The organism is Collinsella sp. LCP19S3_D5, assembly GCF_052121415.1.
In the GTDB taxonomy this organism is placed as follows: domain Bacteria; phylum Actinomycetota; class Coriobacteriia; order Coriobacteriales; family Coriobacteriaceae; genus Collinsella.
Map to the genome: position 1 here is coordinate 98968 of NZ_JBQKEH010000005.1, position 24267 is coordinate 123234.

Consider the following 24267-nt stretch of genomic DNA (forward strand, 5'->3'; position numbering starts at 1 on the left):
CACGCGAATGGGCCATCTTCACGTGTCCACGCCTTCGACATAGCCAAGGTCTTACGAGGTGGGCGATAATAAGCCCGCCTCGTTTTTTACGTTGTATGGGGGATTGCATGTACCGACTTGTTGCCAGCGATATGGATGAGACGTTTCTCGATGCCGACCACGCCATCCCGGCGTCCAATCTCCGAGCACTCAAACGCATGAGGGAGCTCGGTGTGCTGTTCGTCCCTTCGAGCGGGCGATGGTATTCCTCTATCATGGACAACTTCTCGGGGGAGGCCCGCGAGCTGATCGAAGACGGCTATGTGCTCTCCTATAACGGCGGCTTCATCAACCGCGTGGGAGACCCCACCCCGCTCACCACCTGCGGCCTTTCCAACGAATGCGCGAACGCGATCTATGCAAAGGGGCTCGAACTCGGACTCTGCATGCACGTCAACGTCGCCGACGGCCACGTGTTCGTGAATGACGCACCCACACGGGAGCGCGACTATCTGGAATCGATCACCGGGGTCACTCATTTTCGCGGATCTGACCATCCCGACCTCTCATTCCTTGAAGGCCGTGGCATCGTGAAGATCCTGTACGTCGACTGGGACTTCGATGAGCTGCAGGAATTGGGCCGCAAGCTCGCGCCGATGGCCGAGCGACTCGGCGTTGACATCACCTTCTCCTCCAAGCGCTACCTCGAACTCATGCCCGCAGGCGTTGACAAAGGGACGGGGCTCACGCGCCTTGCCGATATGCTGGGAATTCCGATGTCCGAGGTCATCGCCGTTGGTGATTCCGCAAACGACCTCTCCATGATCAAGGCGGCGGGACTGGGCGTCGGCGTGGCGAATGTCACCGACGACGTGCGGCCGTATTGCGATGTCGTCCTTGAAACGGCTGGGACTGAGGGTGCGTTCTCCGAACTCATCGAGCGATTCCTTGAACCCCAACGACCACATGTCGCTGTGTCTTTCTATTTGTAACCCTTGATTAACTTATGGAGAGGCTGTGTGCTCGTCGGTCTACGACTTGGGTCTCAGAGAATTAGCTATAGTTAACTTAATGAAGGCACAGGCGAATTAAAGACCTTCGACACGAACGTTGCGCCTTCCCTCCCCTCGCGCAACACCTCTTTGGAAAGGCGCCCCGCGCATGTGGGGCGCCTTTCTTGACTACAATGGCGATATCGATTGAAAGTGAGGGCGGCATGGCAGACCGGGACACCGACGGATTCTTCAACCGCGTATACGACATGGTACGCCAGGTGCCCTGCGGCATGGTTGCCACATATGGTCAGATCGCCAAGCTCGTTGGTGAGCCCCGTCGAGCCCGATACGTGGGATACGCCCTGCACGTCAATCCGGAACCCGGCACCATCCCCTGTCATCGCATCGTATTCGCCGACGGACGCCTCGCGGAGGGGTTCGCCTTCGGTGGGCCCGAGGCGCAGCGCACACTGCTCGAGGACGAAGGCGTTGCCTTCCTCGCCAACGGACATGTCGACCTGCAGGCCTCTCGCTGGCCAGCGGGCCTGGTATGACAAGGGGCGCCGACAGCGCCCCTTCCCGTTTTGGATCCTTGGCAGGCAACCCAATCAAACGGTCGCCTCGAGTGCGTCCCCCGCGCGGTCGAGTGTGCTTCTGACCTTGGCACCCTGTTTGAACCACGTGCGCAGGTCCTCGAGCGTGCTGCCCACTTGCATACACCTTGATTTTGCAACCACCCCTCGTGGTCACCGTGCAGCGGTCGCCGCTCTCGCTGTTCTCGTGCGCCGTGATCTTCTTGAGGTAATCGCGGCGAAACGCCACGACGCGGGCGTTGCTGATCTCGATGAACCAATCGTCATCGACAAGCGAAGTACCCGTGGCACCTCGGCTTGCCATCTCCTCGGAGAAGGAGAAACCGAGCGCGCGCTCCTGCCTGCCGATCTCGAGGATGCCGCGGGCCGGCATGCCGAGCATGAGCAGGGGCAGGAACCCCCCTATGAACAGGAACAGGAACGGGATGAGCACGAGCAGGCGCGCACCCTCGTCGGTGAAGACCGCCATGAAGGCGAGGACGAGCGAGAAGACGAGGGCCATGCCGTTGAAAACAATCGTCAACGGCTTGATGGCAGACCAACACAGGCCCGCCTTGGTCATGGGACCGTCGACGGCGTCCGAGACTTCGATGCCCTCTTCCTCCAGACGGGCGAGGAGGTTGAGCGAGCACACCCCCTCGAGGCTTATCGAGCAGAACTTCCGGTCGCCCTCGAACAGGTCGATCCTCATCATCTGCGCGTGAAGCGTTGCACGGGTGATGTTGCCAAACGTCGTCTCCTTGCGGATGCCGAAGGCGTTACGCGAGAGAATGCGCCCACCGTCCACGTCGATACGCGGGATGCTCAGCAAGGCCCAGATAGCCATACCCGCGAGCGCCATGGCATGACCGAACCACACAAGTTCGTGGTCCCACTCGCCCAGCGAGACGCCCTGCCAGACGTAGACACCCAGCATGAGCAGTTCGAACGCGACGGCGCAGCAGGCGATGATCGTGCGGATGGCTGCGGGCATGCGCACCGTGAAGCAATCGAGGCTGTCCGTTGCCTTGCTGCGCTCGCTCGCGCCGCGGCGGGCGACCCATGCAGTGAGCGGGCCGACGATGAACACGGTCATACCGACGCGCAGAATGGATTCGAGCAGATTACTCATAGGGGCCACCGCCTCGAGCTCTGGAGATTAACTGCAGGAAACGCTGCCAGAACGATGGGATGCGCACAACGTAAGGAGCCGCGTATCGGCAAGCGGCGGCATCGCAATCGCCCGGCGAACAGATGATGATCGGCGCCGGGCCAGACGAATTAAACAAAAGGGTGGTCGACGGCGCCCTCGCAGGCGCACCGTCGACCACCCTTCACGTCGCAGCGACCCTACGAGCCGTCCGAAACGAAACGCACTCCGCCAGAGCGCTACCCAATCTTGCGGATGCTCGGGATCGCCCAGGTGATGCCTGCTAGGATCACCATTGCAGCACCGATGAGCACGAAGCACGCGCTTACGCCGATGGCGTCCGCGAACAAGGTCGATGCGACGAGCCCCACGGGCATAGCCCAGCTGCAGACCGCTCCGTACAGACCGAAGACGCGGCCCATGCACTCGGGATCGACGCGCTCCTGCATGAGCGCCATCTGCGGCGCGCTGTACAGCGGACTCGAGACCCCCATCGCGAACGTAAGCCCCAGAAACACAACGAGCGCGGAAGGGGGCACGAGGCCGCCCGCGAGCGCGGCGGCTCCGATGAGGCCGATGGCCAGCGTGCACGAAAGAGCGCGGTTCTTAAGGCCACCCGTCGCCCCGATCCAGCCGCTCGCCGCGATCATGCCGACCGAGAACGCGATCTCCGCGATAGCCGACTGCGTAGTGGTGCCCCCAAAATGGTCGAACACCATGAGCGGGAACAGCGCGGATATGGGCGAGAACAGGACCGAGAAGGCGAAGCCGATCCAGAGCATGGCGAACAGACCGTGATGGCGTTTGAGCTCGCGGTACCCGTTGGCCGTCTCCAATAGGAAGGCCCGCACCGCGCGGTGCGACGCCTCGGCGTTCTCCTCGGGCGTATGGCGCTCGGGCGCCGGCGTCTTGATGCCGGAGGTCGCCACCGCGATGCTCGCGAGCACCGCCCCGGCGACATCGAGCGCGATCATGAAAGTCAGACCAAACGCCGGGTAGACCGCCGCGGCGATGGCGTTGCCGATGATATAGCTACCCGACTGCATGAACTGCAGCATGCCCGCCAGCTTGCCGAGCACCTCGGGCGGGGCGATGAGCGGTGTGAGCGCGTTGAAGGCGGGCGTATGGAGCGTGCTGCCCAGCGCACGGACGAACAGCACCGCCGCCACAACGGCGACAGAAAGGTCGCCCCGAAGCGAGCCGAAGACAAGCGTGAGGCTCACGGCCGCGATGAAGAGATCGGCGCCGATCATGAGACGCTTGATGGACGTGCGGTCCACGATGGTGCCCGCGAAGGCGCCGAGGAGCGCCATGGGCAAGAAGGCCGCCAGGCTCACGAACGACAGGGCGCTCGCGGAGCCGGTGGTGAGGGTGACGTGCCAGATGAGACCCATCTGCAGAATGGAGCTCGTGAGCACGGAGAAGAACTCGCCGATCCAGACGATGGCGAGCGAGCGCTTCCAAGAAGCGCAGGGATTCGGTTGTGTCATGGAATAATCCTTTGATGCGATCGGTGGTATGCAGCGAAGTACCGGTCGCTCACGCGACCGTGGCTAGAGCCAAATGGAAGCAAGCATGGTGCAGCTCCCCTTTCCAAATCTCGAGGTAAACCTTCAGCCGTGAGCGGGGCTATTATAGGGACTTGCGAGCCAAGATGCAACAGGAAGACCTCTACGGAGCGTAGATGCCGGGCGCCCCGAACCACTTATGCCATGAGAGACGGCATCCGATTCCCCTTGACTTGGTCTCAATGTGATATCACAATGCAATCAGCAGCCGCACGGACTGCTCGGGGACTCGCCTCCTCCCCATCGCAATCTGGAGCGCGGCGCCGGGGACGTCACGCAAACGCCGGCGCAGTCGTGAAAGGAACTCACAATGAGCGTGGAAAAGCAACTCAAGGCCAAGTCGGGCTACGGCATGCTCGTCGCCGTGGCGGTGGCGCTCATCGCCATCATCGGCCTCTTTATCTGGAGCACCATCGGGCTCGCGAGCACGCCCGACGGCGTCGACGCGCCCGCAGTCTACGGATGGGGGCTCGGCCTCAGCATCCTCGCGTTTTGCCTGTGGTTCATCCCACTCAACGGATTCTTCTCGCTGCAGCCCGGCCAGGCGCGCGTGTGCATCCTGTTCGGCAAGTACGTGGGCACCGTCCGCGACGAGGGCTTCTTCTGGGCCAACCCGTTCTTTAGCAAGAGCATGGGCGGATCGGCCGGGATCGGCGAGATGATCGAGCTCGAGATGAGCGATTCCAAGGCCGCCAAGGCCGCGGCGCAGAAGGCCGCCAAGGGCAACCCCACCACCATCTCCACCCGCGTGCGCACCCTAAATGGCGAGCGCCTGAAGGTCAACGACAAAATGGGCAACCCCATCGAGATCGCAACCGTCGTGGTGTGGCACGTCGCCGATACCGCCAAGGCGCTCTTCGACGTCGACGACTACCAGAGCTATGTCGCCATGCAGGCCGAGACGGCGCTGCGCCACGTGGCGAGCGTGTACGCCTACGACCACCTGGAGGACGAGTCCGATGCCGCCGGCGCCATCACGCTGCGCGCCAATGTGGAAGAGGTCTCCGAAGCCCTGCGCCGCGAGCTCGCGATGCGCCTGGCGCCCGCCGGCGTCGAGGTCGACGATGCACGTCTCACGCACCTCGCCTACTCCCCCGAGATCGCCCAGGCGATGCTGCGCCGCCAGCAGGCCGAGGCCGTCATCGCCGCACGCAAGAAGATCGTCGAGGGCGCGGTCTCCATGGTCGACATGGCCGTGAAGGAGATGGCTGCCGGCGGCACCATCGAGCTCGACGACGAGCGCAAGGCGCAGATGGCCAGCAACCTCATGGTGGTGCTCTGCGGTGAATCCGAGGCGCACCCGGTGCTCAACGCAGGCTCGCTGTACTAACCCCAACACCAATGAGTAATTTGGGGACGGGTGCAAAATTGCACATTCGACAAGAAGGCACGTCATGGCACGCAAGCAGTATCCACTCCGTATAGACCCCGCTATCTGGGAGGCCGTCCAACGCTGGGCGGACGATGAGATGCGCAGCGCCAACGGTCAGGTGGAATGGATCTTGCGAGACGCCCTCAAACGCGCGGGAAGGCTGCCAAAGAAAGAGCCCTCGTTCAAGGGCACGCCCAAAGGCGAAGAGGGCTAAGCCGGGAAGACAGGGCTCGGCCGCTGCCGACGTCGGGGCAAAGCCGCGCTCTGCCTCGCCAGCGCCGAGGCAGAGCTGAGCCCCGCCGCTCCAAAGTCGAGCCGAGCGGCGGGGCCAACACCAACCCAAAGCAAGCTCGCCCCCTCTATACGCACCAACCGGTCCCCGGAGGCATCCGCCTTTGGGGACCGTTCTTTTCCCAGCTAGATGTCGTATATAAAGCCTTTTGACAGCTCGATTTTGCCCCGTGGGGGTCAAATATAAAGACCTTTGATGGTACGATGCTCGCGTCAATGACATGGTGGCTCTCGACAGGGGTCACCCCGACCCTCTAGGGAGCAAACGCATGGAGCTGGGCTCGCACATCAAGGAGCATCGCACGGAGCTCGGACTGTCCCAAGACGATCTGGCGGAGCGCATCTACGTGTCGCGCCAGACCATCAGCAACTGGGAGTGCGGCCGTACGTATCCGGATGTCCAGAGCCTGCTGCTGCTTTCCAACGTGTTCGGGGTGACCGTGGACTCCCTCATCAAAGGAGATGTGGAAACCATGGCACAGGTAATGAACGAAGCGGTCAAGAAGTACAACGCCCTATCCACAATCACGGTCGTGAGTGCGGTCGTGTTTTTGGTGCTGAGCGCGTGGGCGGCGTTCCAGTTCGAATGGGGCTGGGGCATGCACATCGCGCCCACCGCGGCGTTTGCCGCCGTGGCGCTCGTCGTGATGCTCGTGGCGTTCGTGTATATGGAACGCATGAAGAAGCAGCACGACCTCGTCACGTACCGCGAGGTGTTGGCGTTTAGCCGCGGCGAGCAGGTCGATCGCGACACGCTCGAGGGGCGCCGTGAGCGCGAGATGAACCCTTGGGTCAAGGGCACGCGCAACGCGGTGCAGATCATCATCGGCGCCATCGCCGGCGGACTGGTGGGCGTCGGCATCGGCATGCTCGCCAAGATGCTGAGTTAAAAGCGCGGGTACGCACCCGTTCCCCGAAATGGTATCCCCCTTAGCCCCCATTCTGAAGATGTATGCCAGAATGGGGGCGATTCCCGTTAGGAGGTGCCCCATGAACGTCACCGTACGCGCGTCCCTCATCGCATTGATCGCAATCGTTGGCGCCTGCTGGGCAATCCCCGTCCTCCTGGTGAGGGTCGTCCCACCCGATGCCGGCATGATCGCCATGATGGCGCTGATCTACCCCGTGCTCCCCGCAACTGCAATCACCCTCGGCCTGCTCGCCGCGAACTCCGCGAGGACGCTCTTCTGGGTACCCGCGGCGCTCGGAATCGGACCCGCGGTCCTGTTTCCCCTCAAGGTCGAGGGCAGCCAGGACCTTGCGTTCCATGGGGTTGCCTATACCGCAATCGGCTACGCCGCCATGGGCCTGTACACTTGGATGACTGCTCGACAACATCGCTAAGCCATCGCAGCAACAATCATGCAGGTAAACCCCGTGCAAAACAGTTTTTGCAGCGCCCGGCAAGCCTTGCCGCATATGATGTACAACAGATTCGATAGCGCACCCGGCGTGTTCGCGGGACGCTCCTTCACGACCGGGAGGTGACGATGGACATCAGCAACCAGATCAAGACGCGGCGCGAGGCGATGGGCTCTCCCAAGAACAACTCGCCGAGAAACTCTACGTGTCGCGTCAGACGATCAGCAACTGGGAGCGGGACAAGACGTATCCGGACGTCCAGAGTCTGCTCATGCTGAGCATCTTATTCGACACCTCCATAGACACGCTCGTGAAGGGAGACGTGACCGTTATGGAAGAGGCAGTCGAAAGAGATCGCAAGCGCATGGGAACGCGGATGCTATGGCTGGCCGTGCTGATGCTCGCGTTGCTGGCGGTGGCGTTCGCACTGATACTGTCGCCGGCGTTTAACTGGATGGAGGGCACCTGGGGCGCCGGCGTCGCCGCGGCTGCGGCGTTCCTGCCGGCGATAGCGGCGCTTGTTGTCGCGACCGTCCTCGAGCGCATCAAGCGCGAGAACGACCTGGTGACATACCGCGAGATCCTCGCTGTCCGCAATGCAGACAGGTGCTTTGCAGCCACAAGCGCGATAGTTTCAACAACAAGATGCAGTGCCCCAGAGCCCCTAGCAGTCGACGATGGTCTTGCCGATCATGATGTTGAGGATCTCGACGTCGGTATCCTTCATGCCAACGCGGCCCACATAGCCCATGCTGGCGATCGTCTCTTCCACCGTATCCTGAATCAGGCCCTCTCCGGCACGGAAGCCGCGGCCCTGCATGGCCATATCGTGGCCCAGAATCGCCGCATCAACGGCAGCGGAAATCTTGGCGGCGCAGCTTGCCTTGGCGCCATCGCACACGATGCCGCCCACGTTACCGAGCGTATTGGAGACCGTCGCGCCGATCTGCTCGCGCGTGCCACCGCACAGCCAGGTAATCGCCGCGCCGGCACCGCACGCAGCGCAAATAGCACCGCAAAACGCCGAGAGCGCACCAATATAGCTCTTGATATGCACGGCAATAAGATCAGACAGCATCACGGCACGCACCAGGCGCTCGTGGTCGCAGCGCAGGTAGTCGGCATATTCCATAACGGGCAACGCACAGGTAATACCCTGGTTGCCCGAGCCGCACACAATGGCGACCGGCAGCGCACAGCCGTTCATACGGGCGTCAGACCCGGCGGCCGCACGCGCACGGGCACGGCAGGCGACGTCATCGGCACGAGCGCCCAGCAGCGTACGGCCCACCTCGGCACCCCAAGCGTGCGCCAAGCCCTCTGCGCTAATGGCGCCGTTCAGCTCGATCTGACGCTCAACGGCAGCGCGAGCACCCTCAACATCGCCGTCCTCAATAAAGTCGATGATGGTCTCAATCGACATGGGCGTGTCGGCGCTATCTGCCGCGCGCTCGGCCACCACGCGCTCGGCGCAGGCGGCACACTCCCCCACCGACTTGCCGCATACCGGAATACCGTCGAGCGTATGGCACGTGACATTGGTGTGGTGGTCGGTAATCTCGACGACCGCGGTATGCCCCCCGGCCGTGGCAGCCACCTTGATGTAGAGGTTGGGCACGCCCTCGACAAGCGACACATCGCAGTAGCCGGCATCGGCGAGGAGCTCGGCCACGCGAGCACGGTCTTTATCGTCAACACTCTCGAGAACCTCGAGCGCGCTCTTGGCGTCGCCGCCCACGGCACCCAGCACGGCCGCGGCTTCAATACCATGCATACCGCCCGAGTTAGGCACGGTCACGCTCTTTACGTTCTTGATGATGTTGCCCGAGCAGGCAACATCCATATGATCGGGTTCGCAACCGAGCGTCTGGCTCGCCAGCGCCGCTGCATAGGCAACGGCAATGGGCTCGGTGCAGCCGAGCGCACAGACTAGCTCGCGGTTCAAAACATCGCAAAACGCGGTATCACGAAGGGAATCGGCAGGCATAGGTATCTCCTACTTGTATAACGGGCTGGGCTCTCAAAATAGTTCGCTATTTTATTTGATAACAATGCAACAAAAAGCACAACCATGGTTCCGGCGGACGGCGCTCGAGCACAAATTAGCGGCATTATTCATGAGAAGCCGGTCTTATTGCATGCTAAAGCGTTTGAGCAAAAAACGCCCGAGCGTTTACACAAAAGTCGCGCTATCATGCAGTCGAACGCGGTAAACCTTTAGCAATCTCGCCGCACAGACCAGAGAGGAAGCATCCATGAAGATCGGTATCGGTAACGACCACGCCGCCGTCGAGCTCAAGAACATCATCTCCGAGCACCTGAAGGAGCGCGGCTGCGAGGTCGTGAACTTTGGCACCGACACCTCCGAGAGCTTTGACTACCCCATCGCCGGCTACAAGGTGGGTAAGGCCGTTGCCAACGGCGACGTCGACCTGGGCATCCTCATCTGTGGCACCGGCGTCGGGATTAGCCTGGCTGCCAACAAGGTCGAGGGCGTACGCGCCGTCGTGTGCTCCGAGCCCTTCAGCGCCAAGCTCTCCCGCATGCACAACAACACCAACGTGCTCGCCTTTGGTGCCCGCGTCGTGGGCTCCGAGCTCGCCAAGATGATTGTCGACGAGTGGCTCGACGCCGAGTTTGAGGGCGGCCGCCACGAGCGTCGCGTCAATCTCCTCAACGAGATCGACCAGACCCGCGGACTCAAGGTCGTCGACGAGGCCTAAAGACTTACAGCACCATACGTTAACGACAGCCCCGTCCGGAACACACATCCGGACGGGGCTGTTTAGTAGATTTTTGGGATATACCTAGAAATCTACTGGAATAAAAAGGGCGCCGCGGCTGGAATTCCGCGGCGCCAAAGCCACACGCTAACAGCTTTAAGGAGTCAAAGCTGGTTTAGCCAAAGAAGCGCTTGATCTCGATCTCGGCGTTCTCCACGCAGTCGGAGCCGTGGATCACGTTGGCGTTGACATCGACAGCGAAGTCACCGCGAATGGTGCCGGGGGCAGCGTCAAGCGGGTTGGTAGCGCCCATAAGGGCGCGCATCTTGGAGACAGCAGAGAGACCGGAAACGACCATCTTGACGACCGGACCGCTCGTCATAAAGTCGCAGAGATCGCCAAAGAAGGGCTTGTCGGCCAGATGGGCGTAGTGCTCCTCGACGGTAGCACGCTCGAGCGTGGTCATCTCCATGCGCTCGATGACAAGGCCGCTACGCTCAATGCGAGCGACGATCTCGCCGATCTTGCGATCGCGCACAGCGTCGGGCTTAATCATGATGAAGGTCTTCTCGATAGCCATAAGGTAGCCTTTCAAGTAGGTTCGCGCGTGCCCAAGTCCCATTCCGGCACCCGCCTGGACTGCATCGTAACAGAGTTTTAGCTGCAGTTAAACAAAAAGCTGTTTTTGAAACACTACAATTTATTAAAACGTTCCATATGTGTCACTTCTGTTTCGAAGCCCGATTAGAGTACCATCCGACCGCGCATCAACCGCACCGAACCGAGCGGACGGTCGGTTGCCGCCCGTGAACGTAGCCCCTTCACAACCTGCCCAAAGGTCCTACAGAAGTTCTCGACAAGCCCCTTCCCCATTGCAACAAAATACGGGCGTCCGCTGCAGCAGACGCCCGTAAAAGCAAAAACGATTTATCAATAAATGGCCAAAGCCGCTTCAACTAAACCCTTACTTTGCTCCGTGGCCCATCTCGACGACCTTGGTCAGCGATCCAAGCATACCTTCGTCGGCAACGAGTTGTGCCTGGGCACGCTGCAGCTGCACGGCAACGGCGGCAGGGGCGGTACCGCCCTCGGTCGTGCGTGCAGCGACAATCGACGGGATGTCGAGCGCCTCGGTAATGTCGTGCTCAAAGAGCGGGCTTGCCTCTTGGAACACCTCAAACGGCAGGTCCTCAAGATTGCAGCCGCGCTTCTCGCACATCAGGACCAAATGGCCCACCACGGCGTGGGCCTCGCGGAACGGCAGGCCACGCTTGGCCAGGTAATCGGCAACATCGGTAGCGGCAAGGTGCCCCACGCCGCACTCGCGCGCCATGGCATCCTCGTTGACGGTCCAGGTCGAGATCATACCGGCCATAACGGACAGGCACTGCATGAGCGTATGGGCGGTATCGAGCGCGCCCTCCTTGTCCTCCTGCAAGTCCTTGTTATAAGCGAGCGGCAGGCCCTTCATGGTCACGAGCAGCTGCACCAGGTTGCCATAGACTCGGCCGCTCTTGCCGCGGATAAGCTCGGCAAAATCGGGGTTCTTCTTCTGCGGCATGATGGACGAGCCAGTGGAATACGAGTCGGAAAGCGTGATAAAGCCAAATTCGGAGCTCGACCACAGCACGATCTCCTCGGAAAGACGCGACAGGTGCATCGCCATGACGGAGCCGGCGTAATGCAGGTCGAGGAGGAAATCACGGTCGGAAACCGCATCGAGCGAGTTGGGAATCACGCCCGCAAAGCCAAGTTCGGCGGCCGTCATCTGACGATTGAGCGGATAGCTCGTACCGGCAAGCGCGGCAGCGCCCAGCGGGCAGTTGTCGGCAGCATCAAAGGCGGCCTTCAGGCGTGTAAAGTCGCGCGCGAACATCCAAGAATACGCCAGCAGATGATGCGACAGCAGCACGGGCTGAGCATGCTGCATGTGCGTGTAACCCGGCAGAATCACCTTGTCGTACTGTTTGGCCGCATCCACCAGCACGTGGCGCAGCTCAAGATTGGCCTCCATGAGCTCCTTGGCCAGCGCCTTGACGCCCAGGCGCGTATCGGTCGCCACCTGGTCGTTGCGCGAACGCCCGGTATGCAGGCGCTTGCCCGCCTCGCCGATGCGACGGGTCAGCTCGCTCTCGATGGACATATGAATGTCCTCGTCGTTGATATCGAAGGTGAAGTTGCCGGCATCGATATCCTGTTCGATTGCGGTCAGACCCTCGGCAATCGCCTGCTCGTCCTTTGCACTGATAATGCCCTGGGCCGCCAGCATCTTGGCATGTGCCTTAGAGCCAGCGATATCCTGCTTATAGAGATGTTTGTCGACCGGCAGCGACGCGCCAAACTCCTGCGTGACCTCGGCCACGCCTGTCTCAAAACGACCGCCCCAAAGAGCCATGGAACCGTCCCCTTTCTCCAAATACCAAAACAAGCGCCCAAAGCAAAGCGCCATGTCGCTAAAGCGATTTATCAACCGCTAGTTTTGCACATTCCCCGCCGTGCGCGAGACCATGTGGCTAATTTGCAAAGAAGTGACGCACCAGGCACTTGGCGCCCATCGACTCCCGCCAGCCGTTGCTCGCCGAGCCGTCAATCCATGCCTTCAGGCTCATAGGGACATCCTCGACCTTTGCAGCATCGAACTCGGGCGCGAGGGCAAGTAAAGCATGCGCGATAGCATTGAACATAATGGATACTCCTCAGATATATATAGGCGCAAAGCCGCCAAATTGATAGAAGGAGCCCCGCCGGACAACCCCGGCGGGGCTCGGACTCAGCCGCAGACGCGGCATCATATATGCGGGCGGAATGTAGGGGCCACCGATGTTAAGAAGTGTCAGCAAGCATAACGAAAGGTAGGGACCCCATGCGCCCGTTATGTATCACGCGGATGGGCCGCGCGGATACCAAGGGAGAAAGACTTAAGCCTGAGCGGCAGCAGAGCTGGGACCCTGGACCTTGGCCCACGTCTTGAGCGACAGCGTGTCGATCTCGATAAAGCCGGCGCTGGCCTTCTCGTCAAACGTGGTGTCGCGGTCGTAGGTGGCCAGACCGTAGTCATAGAGGCTGAAGGGGCTCTTGCGGCCGACAACATGGCAGTTGCCCTTAAAGAACTTCAGACGAACGGTGCCGGTCACGAACTTCTGGGTATCGGCCATAAAGGCGTCGAGTGCGTTTTTGAGCGGGCTGTACCACTGGCCGTTGTACACGGCGGTGGCCCAATCCTGCTCGAGCTTAATCTTGGTCTTGAGCAGATCGCCCTCGACACAAATATCCTCGAGCGCCTTATGGGCGGTGATAAGCGTCAGGGCGCCGGGAACCTCATAGCACTCGCGGCTCTTGAGGCCCACCAGACGATCCTCGACCAGGTCGAGACGACCAAAGCCGTTATCGCCCGAAATCTTGTTGAGGGCGATGACGATCTCGGAGAGCTTCATCTTCTTGCCGTCGACGGCGACGGGCTTGCCGGCCTCAAACTCAATCTCGGTGTAGGTCGGGGTGTCGGGCGTGTCCTCGGGATTCTTGGTCATAACCCAGGCGTCGTCGAGCGGCTCGTTCCAGGGATCCTCCAGGTGGCCGCACTCAATGGCACGACCCCACAGGTTGTCGTCGATGGAATAGGGGTTGTCGTTGGCACCCTCGGGAACCGGCACGTTGTGGGCGTGAGCATAGGCGACCTCGTCGGGACGGCACTTCAGATCCCACTCGCGAACCGGGGCGATAACCTTAAGCTCGGGGTCGAGGGCCTTGACGGCAGCCTCAAAACGAACCTGGTCGTTACCCTTGCCGGTGCAGCCGTGGGCGACGTAGGTCGCGCCAAACTCGTGGGCGACCTCGACAAGCTTCTTGGCGAGCAGCGGGCGAGACAGAGCGGAAAGCAGCGGGTACTTGTTCTCGTACATGGAATTTGCGGCGATGGCCTTGGTCAGGAACTCATCGGAGAACTCATCGCGCAGGTCGAGCACCTGGCAATCAAGAACGCCCAGGTCGAGCGCTTTCTGTTTCTTGGCATCCAGGCCGGTCTCCTCCTGGCCCACGTTGCCGCAGACGCAAACGACATCGAGATTCTTCTCGTCCTGGAGCCACTTGACACATACGGATGTATCAAGACCACCGGAATATGCGAGAACTACTTTTTCCTTGCTCATGGCTGTTTCCTTTCGCCCTTGGTAGCTAGTTAGAACATCGGTCAGTTGCAAGTCATTTCAAGGTCACGTACCGTGCAATATCAGGTTAAATAGCAAAAATCAGCACATACATGCCCTAGAAACATGCAGCAATGTCGTGCTAAAACCCAACGACCTTAAAATGACTCTGTTGAGGCAATTCGCCCCATGCGGACAGAGACGATTGTTATCGTCGTCGGGAAATTGCGCGCTGGCGTCGGATGGCATTGTCTGCAGTGGTGATGATCTTTACGAACTGCATCTGCCTCTCCTTTCACACATCGCCGGGCGCAATTCTAATATCGCAAACGGTACCTTTTCCTCGGTAAGCGGCTCTTTTGCCGTCTCCGTTTTCGATGGTCGCTATATTACGCTAAAGTGCCCGCTGCACAAGCGACAAATTCAAATTTCTGAAAAGTTTTTTCATTAGTTTGTGAAATGCAGTGCAAATACGCTCCGTTCCTGCGAAAATACGCCTGATTACGAGTTGATGGTTATAACGTCTGAAACAATTTCGAAACGAAAGGCTCGCTTTTATGCAAACTTACGAATCGGACGCCAATATCGGAAACATTAAGCTCATCGCCGTCGACATGGACAAGACGCTGCTGACCGACGAGCGCGTGCTGCCGCAAGGACTTGACGAACGCCTGGACAAGCTCGCCGAAGCCGGCATCGTATTCTGCCCCGCCAGCGGACGTCCCGCCCCCAAGCTCGAGGAGATGTTCGAGGGCATCAAGAACCGCCTCGCCTTTTGTCCCGACAACGGCGCGTGCGTGATATATCGCGGCAACTATATCTATAAGAGCAATATCGATGTGGCGCTGTATCAACAGGTGCTCGCTCGTGCCTCGGAGGATTCTCGCGCCGTTCCCGTCCTGTGCTGCTTCGACGAGTTCTACGTGCTTGCCCGCGACCATCAATACCACGACGAGATCAGCGTCTACTACAACACAATCAACTACGTCGACAGCTTTGAGGGCATTGATTTCGAGTCCAACAAGATTTCGATCTTCTTCCCCGCCTACGACGCTGAGCCTGCGTTCCGCGAGACCTATAACCCCGCGTTCTCGGATCAGCTCTACGTCACCAATGCGGGCCGCGAGTGGATCGACTTTATGAACCTGGGCGTCGACAAGGGCGCCGGCGTCGCGCACCTGTGCGAGCACTTGGGCATCGATATCGCCGATGCCGCCGCCGTGGGCGACACCTACAACGATATCCCCATGCTCGAGCGCGTCGGGCATAGCTTTATCGTGGACAATGCCGAAGAGCATATGAATGCGCACGCCAAGTGGCGCATTCCGAGCAACAACGACGGGGGCGTACTGACGCTCATCGACGCCATCTTGGCGGCTCGGTAATCTATCTCGTCGCCATGCCCGGGGCCGGCCGTTTGATTTTTGCTCGGTCAGGTCCTGGGCTCGCTCGAAGGCCACATTAAGTGGCCTTCGGCTCGTGCGGAATCTACAAAAATCAAACGGCCGGCCCCGGGCATGGCTATGTTGACTTGCTTGCCGCCTAGATGGCGTCTTGGGTGTCTAGATACTTGGCTGATTTTTTGGAATGAAGGGGGCTCCTTGTTGGCAAGGAGCCCCCTTCTGCCTTTAATTACTTTGGAATTGTGGGCGCTTTCCTATTTCGCGTCGGCCCAGGTTACGCCGGTGCTGGCTTCGGCGATGAGGGGTACGCGGAGGTCTACGACGTGCTCCATGACGTCTTGGACCATGGCGGTGAGGCGCTCGACTTCGTCGACGGGGCACTCAAAGTCCAGTTCGTCGTGCACCTGCAAGATCATGTGGGCGGCAAAGCCCTCTTCTTCCAGGCGGCGGCTTACGCGGGCCATGGCGATCTTGATGATGTCGGCGGCGGTGCCCTGCATGGGGTGATTCATGGCCGTACGCTCACCAAAGCCACGGAGTTGCGGGTTTTTGGCCTTGAGCTCCGGAATATGACGCCGGCGACCGTACATGGTCTCGGCGTAGCCCGTCTGCTTGGCGCGCGCCACCACGTTGTCGAGGAACGTGCGCACGCCCGGGTAGGCCTCGTAGTAGCGATCGATCATGCCACGCGCCTCGGCCATCGAGATGTGCAGCGACTGCGACAGACCGTACGCCTGCTGACCATACACAATGCCAAAATTCACGGCCTTGGCGCGACTGCGCAGGTCGGGCGTTACCTCGGACACGGAAACGCCAAACACGCGCGCGGCCGTCTCGGCATGGAAGTCCTCGCCCTCGTTAAAGGCGCGCACCAGGTGCTCGTCACCCGAGAGATGCGCCAGCAGACGCAGCTCGATCTGCGAGTAGTCCACCGCCAAAAAGACACTGCCCTCGCCTGCCGAAAACGCCGTCTTAACGGTACGGCCCAGCTCAGAGCGCGTCGGGATGTTCTGCAGGTTCGGGTCGCTCGAGGACAGGCGACCCGTTGCCGTGATGGTCTGGTTGTACGTGGTGTGCACGCGACCGTCACCACGGCGCAGCGGACCTAGCGTGTCCAGATAGGTCGACTTGATCTTGGACTTCTCACGCCAGTCCAAAATCAGGCGCACGATTTCGTGGTCACGGGCAAGGTCGCTCAGCACCTTGGCGTTGGTCGAATAGTACCCGCGCTTGGTCTTTTTGAGGCCCTTGGTCGGAAGCCCCATAACGTCAAAGAGCACGTGCGAGAGCTGCATGGGACTGCCGATGTTAAACGTCTCATCACCTGCCAGGTCGCGAATGCTGCGCTCGACCTCGGTGATCTGGGTCGCCAGGCCCTCGGACAGGCTGCGCAGCCGGTCGGGATCTACGAGCATGCCCGCGCGCTCCATCTTGGCAAGCACCGGCACGAGCGGCATCTCAATGCCATCGAACACGTTGGCGGCGTTCTCGCGGGCCATGCGGTCGCGAAGCGGCGCCACGAGTGCCAGCGTCAACGCCGCGGTACGGGCAGCAGGAGCAGGAGCGTCCTCGCCAGCACCATCCGCACCGCGCGCCGCAGGCAGCGCCATCTGCAGATAGGTATCGGCCAGATATGCCTCGTCAAACTCGGAGCGGTCGGAATCCAACAGGTACGCGGCAACCACGGTATCAAAGATGCGCACGGAATCGACTGCCAGCGGGTCCATGAGCTCGGGCTCAGAAGAATCGATGGGCGAAAGCTCATGCAGCAACGCCTTCATGTCCGGGCTCGCCACGCGGCCCTCCATAAACAGGCGCGCGAGCACGCCAGCGATAACGCCGTGGGCAGAATTGAAGCCCTCGACAGTGGCAGGCGTGCCGTCATCGGCTTCCTCGAGCGCAAAGAGCCCCTTGGACGTCGCCAGCCACAGCGTACGCGTCAGGCCAAAGAGCGCACCCTCCTCCTTGTCATCGTCCACCACGGCGGCGACCCACTCGCCCGCATCAATCGCGCGAGAGATCTCGGCCGCCACAGCAGCAAGTGCCTCAGCGTCGCCGGCGGCGGCACGCGAAACCGCGGGTATCTCGAACGCGCTGGCAGCGGGCACGACCCCGCCCTCGCCGCCAATCAGCGCCAGGAAGCGGTTCTGCATGGCCGTAATGCCAAGTGCGCCCAGCGCCGCGGACACCTCATCGGCAGAAAACGCTGGGAAGGACGTCGCGTCAAAGTCGAGCTCGACAGGTGCATCGGTGCGGATGGTCGCAACCTTGCGGCTCAGTAGCGCATCGTCGATGTGTGCACGCAGGTTCTCGCCCATCTTGCCCTTGACCTCGTCAGCATGCGCAATGACCTCGTCCAAGCTGCCGTACTGCGCGATGAGCGCGCTCGCCTTTTTGGGGCCGATGCCCGGTACGCCGGGAATGTTGTCCGACGTATCGCCCTTCAGACCGTAAAAATCGGGCACGAGCGCCGGCGTAATGCCGTGATACAGGTCGTCCACGCTCTCGGGCGTCATGATCGCCACGTCGGACAGGCCCTTGCGAGTCGAGACCACGTTGACGTGCTCGGTCACAAGCTGATACATGTCACGGTCGCCGGTCACCAGCAGCATGTCGCAGCCGGCCTCCTCACCCAGGCGCGCCATGGTTCCCAGGATATCGTCGCCTTCCCAGCCCTCGGACTGCAGAATTGGCACGTTGAGCGCCGTGAGCAGCTCCTTAATCATGGGAAACTGCGCATGCAGATCGGGGTCCATGGGCGGGCGCTGCGCCTTATACTGCGGCAGCATCTCCATGCGCACGCGCGGCTTGCCCTTGTCAAACGCCACGACCACACCGTCGGGGCTAAAGGCATCGATCATCTTAAGAAACATGTTCAGAAAGCCAAAGATCGCGTTGGTGGGGCGACCGTCCGGCGCGTTCATGGTCGGCGGCACGGCGTGGAAGGCGCGGTGCATGAGCGAGTTGCCGTCGATAACGGCAAAGGTGCGGCGCTTGTCAGACATATTGAATACCTCGCTTTGGACTGGGCACGGCTTGCTCACTCCAGTTTACACGCTCCCCGCCCCGCGGCCACCGCACATCAAGCTCCCCCGCCACCGCGCGTTCCCGAGTGATACGATGGCTCACGGTACAACAACCAGCACGATCGATCCGAAAGGAGCCTGCGTCATGGAGCGTCCCTGCGCATGGAAAAAGTACACGCCACAGCAAATCGAGGAGCTCGAGGAGCTTTGCCGCGGCTATAAGCAGTTTTTGAGCGAGAACAAGACCGAGCGCCTGTGCGTCAAGACCGGCATCAAGATGGCCGAGGAGGCGGGATACGTCGACCTGGAGACCGTAATCGCCGAAGGCCGCGAGCTCAAGGCAGGCGACAAGGTGTACGCCGCCAACCACGGCAAGGATCTTATGCTCGTCAACCTGGGCACCGCCCCGCTCGAGCAGGGCTTTAACATCCTGGGCGCCCACGTGGACTCGCCGCGTCTGGACCTCAAGCAGAATCCCGCCTTCGAGGCCGGCGACATGGCCTACCTCGACACGCACTACTACGGTGGCGTCAAGAGCTACCACTGGGTGGCCTCCCCGCTCGCACTCGTGGGCGTCATCTGCAAAAAGGACGGCACCACCGTCGACATCAACATCGGCGACAAGGCCGACGATCCGGTCTTTACCATCTCCGACCTGCTGATTCACCTCTCGAGCGAGCAGATGTCCAAGCCCGCCAAGGACGCCGTCGACGCCGAGATCCTCGACGTGATCGTGGGCGGCCGTCCCGTAAAATTTGACGAGGACGACAAGGACGCTCCCAAGGAGCCCGTCAAGCAGATGTTCCTGGATATCCTCAAGGAGCAGTACGACGTCGAGGAGGAGGACTTCCTCTCCGCCGAAATCGAGGTCGTGCCCGCCGGCCCCGCCCGCGACATGGGCCTCGACCGCTCCATGATTTTGGGCTATGGCCACGACGACCGCGTCTGCGCCTACCCCTCCATGCTCGCCCAGATCAATGTGGCCAACGTGGAGCGCACGAGCATCACGCTCATCGTCGACAAGGAGGAGATTGGCTCCGTGGGAGCCACCGGCATGACAAGCCGCTTCTTCGAGAACACCGTCGCCGAGATCATGACGCTCGCCGGCGAGGGCAGCCCGCTGGCCCTGCGCCGCGCACTCGCCCGCAGCCGCATGCTCTCCTCTGACGTGTCCGCCGGCTTCGACCCAGGCTACGCCGGCAAGTTCGAGACCAAGAATGCAGCCTTTATGGGTCGCGGCCTGTGCTTTAACAAGTACACGGGCAGCCGCGGCAAGGGCGGTTCCAACGACGCCGACGCCGAGTATATGGCTCTCATCCGCGACATTATGGACGAGGCCGGCGTGGACTTCCAGACCTGCGAGCTCGGTCGCGTCAACGCGGGCGGCGGCGGCACCATCGCCTACATCATGGCCAAGTACGGCATGAACGTCATCGACTCCGGCGTTGCCGTCCTATCCATGCACGCCCTGTGGGAGGTCGCCAACAAGGCCGATATCTACGAGGCCTATCGCGGCTACAAGGCCTTCATCGAGCGCGCCTAATCAACCCTTCATCAGTTGCGGTGAGATACGGACTAAACTGGCCCATAAACGGCCAAAACAGACCGTATTACACCGCAACTTCCTTTTTGACAGAGGAGAGTCCATGCTGCAGGTCATCATTTCGCCCGCCAAGCAGATGCGCGCGGCCCAAGATGCTTTTGAAGTCCTGGGCATTCCACCCTTTGTGCGCGAGACGGCTCGCCTCCACCGCGCACTGCTAGATATCGAGCGGAATGAAGGCAGCGGCAGCCTGCAGGCGCTGTGGAACGTAAGTGACAAACTGCTGGGGCCCTGCCTCAACACCCTGCATGAGTTCGAGCCCATCTTGCAAAGCGGCGATCTCGACAATCCCGCACTCGCCCGTCACCTCTCCCCTGCCGTCATGTCCTATCACGGCATTCAACACCAAAGCATGGCGCCCGAGGTGATGGATTCCGCACAGCTCGCATGGCTGCAAGACCATCTGTGGATCCTCTCGGGCCTTTACGGATGCGTACGCCCCTTTCATGCCGTTGAACCGTATCGGCTGGAGATGGGCGCGAAGCTTGCCGTCGACGACGCCCGAGACCTCTACGCGTTTTGGGGCGACAAGCTCGCACGGGTCATCGCTCCGGCAGGCTCCAACGCCACGATCGTCAACCTCGCCAGCGCGGAATACGCCAAAGCCGTTCTGACCCGCCTCACCACCGACGCCACGGTCGTCACATGTCTCTTTGGCGAAGGCATCCGCAACGGCAAGCCCATCCAACGCTCGACCGCCAGCAAAAAAGCGCGCGGCTCCATGGTGCGCTGGATGGCAGAAAACAACTTCGAGGATGCAAGCGGGCTCACCGCGTTCGACGTTGGTTATCGTTACTTTCCCGAGCTTTCAAATAAAAACACTTTGGTCTTCCTGAACGAACAGGCCTTGTAGGACTACCGCTACTTTTGAATGTGCTGCCTAGGCACGGCGTCTATTCCGCCAGGCCGTCGGCTTTTGCAATCTCGCTCGTCGAGCCATCTTGGTAGGTAACCTTAACGTGCTCCACCTCGGACGCCTCAACACCCGACGGAGGCTCCAGGCGCCATTCCGTCAGGGCTATATCCATGGTCGTGGGTACATCCCCCTGATCTTTGAGCTCGACCGACAGCGTCCTAAGCGACGCATCGAAGGTCACACGCTCGATCTCTTCACCAGGAATGGAACCACCGCTCAGCTGCAGTTGCACAAACTTGTCGCGCGGATACCAATAGTCGCCCGGCGCGGCAACGGTATTGCCACCCGCGACCTTCGCCGTCATAATCGGCAGGCTATCGTCCGCCTCAAACGTCCAGGAAACTCCCCCACGCCCGCCAAACGTCCAGATACAACAGGCAATCACCATCACGACAAGAATCGCGAAACCAATTGCGACCAGCCCATGATGGGCGCGGCTCTCCTCGGCCGACACATCCCACTGCGTCTCTCGATACAGATGCTTGTCTTCCATGTTCGCCTCCCCGCGGGCATGCTCGTCGCGTCAATCGTACCCATTCGAGCTATACTTGAGCCCACCACATAAACGGGGAGCTTGCAGGACAAGACGGCAGGCTGAGACTGGGCGCGCCCGCCCTGACCCGCAAACCTGATATGGGTAATGCCAACGAAGGGAGCCGTGCCAATGAGCACACAGACCGAGCCCAAGCTCGTCACGCAAATCGACTTCGCCCGCGCCGGGCAAATCACACCGCAGATGAAGGAGGTTGCCGAGCGCGAGCATCGCGACCCCGAGTACATCCGCGAGCGCGTGGCCGACGGCCGCATCGCCATTCCCGCCAACATCGTGCATATCAAAAAGGGCATGCGTGCCTTTGGCGTCGGCGAGGGCCTGTCTACCAAGGTCAACGTCAACCTGGGCATCTCGGGCGACAAGGCCGATGCCGCCGAGGAATGGAAGAAGGTCAAGATCGCCGAGGACTTTGGCGCCGACGCCATCATGGACCTCTCCAACTCGGGCAAGACGCGCCAATTCCGCCAGCAGCTCATCGACGAGACGCCGCTCATGGTGGGCACCGTCCCCATGTACGACGCCATCGGCTACATGGAAAAGCCGCTTGTCAAGCTTACCAAGGACGACCTGTTCGAGGTCGTGCGCGCGCACGCCGAGGACGGCGTGGACTTTATGACCGTCCACTGCGGCATCAACAAGTCGGTCACCAAAACCTTTAAGGAGACCGGCCGTCTCATGAACATCGTCAGCCGCGGCGGCTCACTGCTGTTTGGCTGGATGGAGGTCACCGGCAACGAGAACCCCTTCTACGAGTACTTTGACGAGCTGCTCGAGATCTGCCACGAGTACGACGTGACGATTTCGCTCGGCGACTCCTGCCGCCCGGGCTGCCTCTACGACTCCAACGACGCCACCGAGACCGCCGAGATGATCGAGCTGGGCAAGCTGTGCAAGCGCGCTTGGGCCGCCGGCGTCCAGGTCATGGTCGAGGGCCCGGGTCACATGGCGCTCGACGAGATCGCCGCCAACATGAAACTGCAGAAGCGCCTGTGCCACAACGCCCCGTTCTACGTGCTCGGGCCGCTGGTGACCGATGTCGGCGTGGGCTACGACCACATCACCGCAGCCATCGGTGGCGCCATCTCCGCGAGCTCGGGTGCCGACTTTTTGTGCTACGTGACACCGGCAGAGCACCTATGCCTGCCTAACGCCCAGGATGTGCTCGACGGCCTCATGGCCACCAAGATTGCCGCACACGCCGCCGACATCGCCAAAAAGGTGCCCCACGCCCGCGACATGGACGACAAGATGGGCCAGGCACGCCGCAAGCTCGACTGGGACGCCATGTGGAAGTGCGCGCTCGACCCGGTCACCGGCAAGAAGCGCTACGAGGAATCCCCTGCTGCCACCGAGGGCACCTGCACCATGTGCGGCAAGATGTGCGCCGTCCGCACCGTCAACAAGGTGTTCGAAGGCACGACGATCGACCTCGGCATGGAGGACTAACTCGTCACCGGAATCACAATCGGCCACAAGGTGTTCGTCAATTGTTGACGTGTGAACATTTTCTTACATTTACGTAAAGATTGCACTACCCGCCCGGGATCGGCATACAGCCGGCCCGGGCAACTTTATAATGCGGGCAGGAGACCCATTTGAATCCGACCGAACAAGGGAGCGAACATGGATCGCAGTAAGGTACCAGCCGTCCTGTCCATCGCAGGATCCGATTCCAGCGGTGGCGCCGGCATTCAGGCAGACATCAAGACCATCACGGCGCACCGTCTGTATGCCGAGACGGTCATCACGGCCATCACCGCACAGAACACCCTAGGCGTCACCGCCGTGCAGAACATCTCCCCGGATATTGTCGCGGCGCAGATCGATGCCGTTTTTGGCGATATCCGCCCCAGTGCCGTCAAGATCGGCATGGTTTCTTCTGCCGAGATTATCGAAGTCATAGCCGACCGCCTGAGCGCCTGGGACGCACAAAATATCGTCGTCGACCCCGTCATGGTCGCCACTTCGGGCGCTCGTCTCATCGCCGAGGACGCCGCCGAAGCGCTTACACGCCGCCTGTTCCCACTGGCAAGCGTTATCACGCCCAATATTCCCGAGGCCATGGCGCTGCTCGACTACGAGGTCGATTCCGAGCGCACACAGCAAAACGCTGCCATGCTCCTCACCCGCCGTTTTGGCTGCGCGTCCCTCGTTAAGGGCGGGCATTTTGTCAACGAGGCCAACGATGTGCTAGCAGAGCCCGCGCCGCTCGATGACGAGGGCAACCACCTGGGCGATCCGCTCACCACGTGGTTCCGCCACAAGCGCATCGAGACCGACAACACGCATGGTACCGGCTGCACGCTTTCGTCCGCCATCGCCTGCGCGCTGGCCCAGGGCATGGATCTTGCCGATGCCGTCAACGCCGGCAAGGCCTACCTAACCGGCGCTCTCGCCGCCGGCCTGAACATGGGCAAGGGCTCCGGCCCCGTCAACCACATGTGGCAGTACTAAAAAGCCAGCAGCCAAAACCACCGCCCAAACCACCACAAAGGCGCCTGTGAACTGCGCCCCGAAACTTGGACTGAATAAATAGCGACTACGCCGCAAGGGCCCGGTTCCGGAACTCCTCCGGCGTCAGGCCCTTCAATCTTACCTGCCTGCGCCGCGTG

General features: G+C 61.0%; 21 protein-coding genes and 1 pseudogene. 13 read left to right on the forward strand and 9 right to left on the reverse strand.

Annotation, left to right across the window (positions count from 1 at the left end):
* Window positions 1-107 precede the first annotated feature (107 nt).
* Complete coding sequence (locus ACTQXO_RS03575) at window positions 108-971, forward strand: HAD-IIB family hydrolase (RefSeq protein WP_441536917.1); 864 nt, start codon at window positions 108-110, stop codon at window positions 969-971.
* 194 nt (window positions 972-1165) lie between these two features.
* Complete coding sequence (locus ACTQXO_RS03580; RefSeq protein ID WP_199407147.1) at window positions 1166-1528, forward strand: MGMT family protein; 363 nt, start codon at window positions 1166-1168, stop codon at window positions 1526-1528.
* Window positions 1529-2935: 1407 nt separating this feature from the next.
* Here the strand turns inward: ACTQXO_RS03580 and ACTQXO_RS03585 are convergent.
* Window positions 2936-4186: an MFS transporter gene (locus ACTQXO_RS03585; protein WP_427719692.1), complete on the reverse strand. Its 1251-nt coding sequence runs from the start codon at window positions 4184-4186 to the stop codon at window positions 2936-2938.
* Between the two features lie 388 nt (window positions 4187-4574).
* On the opposite strand from ACTQXO_RS03585, the gene ACTQXO_RS03590 reads away from it, so the two are divergent.
* The 5 genes and pseudogenes from ACTQXO_RS03590 to ACTQXO_RS03610 form a co-directional block, all read left to right on the forward strand.
* The gene (locus ACTQXO_RS03590; protein WP_117734981.1) at window positions 4575-5594 is read left to right on the forward strand and encodes an SPFH domain-containing protein; all 1020 of its coding nucleotides are present in this window, start codon (window positions 4575-4577) and stop codon (window positions 5592-5594) included.
* A 64-nt stretch (window positions 5595-5658) separates the two neighbouring features.
* Entirely contained in the window at window positions 5659-5850 is a 192-nt protein-coding gene (locus ACTQXO_RS03595; protein WP_117734980.1) for an Arc family DNA binding domain-containing protein, read from the forward strand.
* A gap of 346 nt (window positions 5851-6196) precedes the next feature.
* A complete protein-coding gene (locus ACTQXO_RS03600) occupies window positions 6197-6817 on the forward strand; it encodes a helix-turn-helix domain-containing protein (protein ID WP_117762863.1) in 621 nt (206 codons plus the stop codon).
* Window positions 6818-6917: 100 nt separating this feature from the next.
* Complete coding sequence (locus tag ACTQXO_RS03605) at window positions 6918-7271, forward strand: hypothetical protein (RefSeq protein WP_441031854.1); 354 nt, start codon at window positions 6918-6920, stop codon at window positions 7269-7271.
* Window positions 7272-7494: 223 nt separating this feature from the next.
* Window positions 7495-7539: pseudogene (locus tag ACTQXO_RS03610) on the forward strand (hypothetical protein); the annotation flags it as partial.
* 414 nt (window positions 7540-7953) lie between these two features.
* Here the strand turns inward: ACTQXO_RS03610 and ACTQXO_RS03615 are convergent.
* Window positions 7954-9276: an L-cysteine desulfidase family protein gene (locus ACTQXO_RS03615; protein WP_441031856.1), complete on the reverse strand. Its 1323-nt coding sequence runs from the start codon at window positions 9274-9276 to the stop codon at window positions 7954-7956.
* Window positions 9277-9544: 268 nt separating this feature from the next.
* Between ACTQXO_RS03615 and rpiB the strand changes: the two genes are divergently transcribed.
* Window positions 9545-10012 (forward strand): ribose 5-phosphate isomerase B, encoded by a 468-nt coding sequence (gene rpiB / locus ACTQXO_RS03620; RefSeq protein WP_055251633.1) that lies wholly within the window; start codon window positions 9545-9547, stop codon window positions 10010-10012.
* Window positions 10013-10187: 175 nt separating this feature from the next.
* Here the strand turns inward: rpiB and ndk are convergent, their stop codons facing one another.
* The 4 genes from ndk to ACTQXO_RS03640 form a co-directional block, all read right to left on the reverse strand.
* Entirely contained in the window at window positions 10188-10592 is a 405-nt protein-coding gene (ndk, locus tag ACTQXO_RS03625; RefSeq protein ID WP_441031857.1) for a nucleoside-diphosphate kinase, read from the reverse strand.
* 384 nt (window positions 10593-10976) lie between these two features.
* Window positions 10977-12407 (reverse strand): argininosuccinate lyase, encoded by a 1431-nt coding sequence (gene argH / locus ACTQXO_RS03630; RefSeq protein ID WP_441031859.1) that lies wholly within the window; start codon window positions 12405-12407, stop codon window positions 10977-10979.
* Between the two features lie 118 nt (window positions 12408-12525).
* Entirely contained in the window at window positions 12526-12696 is a 171-nt protein-coding gene (locus tag ACTQXO_RS03635) for a hypothetical protein (protein WP_154515301.1), read from the reverse strand.
* 234 nt (window positions 12697-12930) lie between these two features.
* Entirely contained in the window at window positions 12931-14157 is a 1227-nt protein-coding gene (locus ACTQXO_RS03640) for an argininosuccinate synthase (RefSeq protein WP_035138001.1), read from the reverse strand.
* Window positions 14158-14711: 554 nt separating this feature from the next.
* On the opposite strand from ACTQXO_RS03640, the gene ACTQXO_RS03645 reads away from it, so the two are divergent.
* Window positions 14712-15539, forward strand: a complete 828-nt coding sequence (locus ACTQXO_RS03645) for a Cof-type HAD-IIB family hydrolase (RefSeq protein WP_427795799.1) — start codon at window positions 14712-14714, stop codon at window positions 15537-15539.
* 272 nt (window positions 15540-15811) lie between these two features.
* Here the strand turns inward: ACTQXO_RS03645 and polA are convergent, their stop codons facing one another.
* Window positions 15812-18562: a DNA polymerase I gene (gene polA, locus ACTQXO_RS03650; RefSeq protein ID WP_441031860.1), complete on the reverse strand. Its 2751-nt coding sequence runs from the start codon at window positions 18560-18562 to the stop codon at window positions 15812-15814.
* A gap of 166 nt (window positions 18563-18728) precedes the next feature.
* On the opposite strand from polA, the gene ACTQXO_RS03655 reads away from it, so the two are divergent.
* Both ACTQXO_RS03655 and ACTQXO_RS03660 read left to right on the forward strand, forming a co-directional pair.
* Window positions 18729-20126 (forward strand): aminopeptidase, encoded by a 1398-nt coding sequence (locus ACTQXO_RS03655; protein WP_441031862.1) that lies wholly within the window; start codon window positions 18729-18731, stop codon window positions 20124-20126.
* A gap of 103 nt (window positions 20127-20229) precedes the next feature.
* The gene (locus ACTQXO_RS03660) at window positions 20230-21039 is read left to right on the forward strand and encodes a YaaA family protein (protein ID WP_441031864.1); all 810 of its coding nucleotides are present in this window, start codon (window positions 20230-20232) and stop codon (window positions 21037-21039) included.
* A 40-nt stretch (window positions 21040-21079) separates the two neighbouring features.
* Here ACTQXO_RS03660 and ACTQXO_RS03665 read toward each other — a convergent pair whose 3' ends face one another.
* Entirely contained in the window at window positions 21080-21595 is a 516-nt protein-coding gene (locus ACTQXO_RS03665) for a hypothetical protein (protein ID WP_154515290.1), read from the reverse strand.
* 171 nt (window positions 21596-21766) lie between these two features.
* On the opposite strand from ACTQXO_RS03665, the gene thiC reads away from it, so the two are divergent.
* Both thiC and thiD read left to right on the forward strand, forming a co-directional pair.
* Window positions 21767-23101, forward strand: coding sequence for a phosphomethylpyrimidine synthase ThiC (gene thiC / locus ACTQXO_RS03670; protein ID WP_441031866.1), 1335 nt, complete (start codon window positions 21767-21769; stop codon window positions 23099-23101).
* A 177-nt stretch (window positions 23102-23278) separates the two neighbouring features.
* Complete coding sequence (gene thiD, locus ACTQXO_RS03675; protein ID WP_441031868.1) at window positions 23279-24109, forward strand: bifunctional hydroxymethylpyrimidine kinase/phosphomethylpyrimidine kinase; 831 nt, start codon at window positions 23279-23281, stop codon at window positions 24107-24109.
* 85 nt (window positions 24110-24194) lie between these two features.
* On the opposite strand, the gene ACTQXO_RS03680 is transcribed toward thiD, so the two are convergent.
* The coding region (locus ACTQXO_RS03680; RefSeq protein WP_441537142.1) for an IS3 family transposase at window positions 24195-24267 on the reverse strand (73 nt) is incomplete at its 5' end.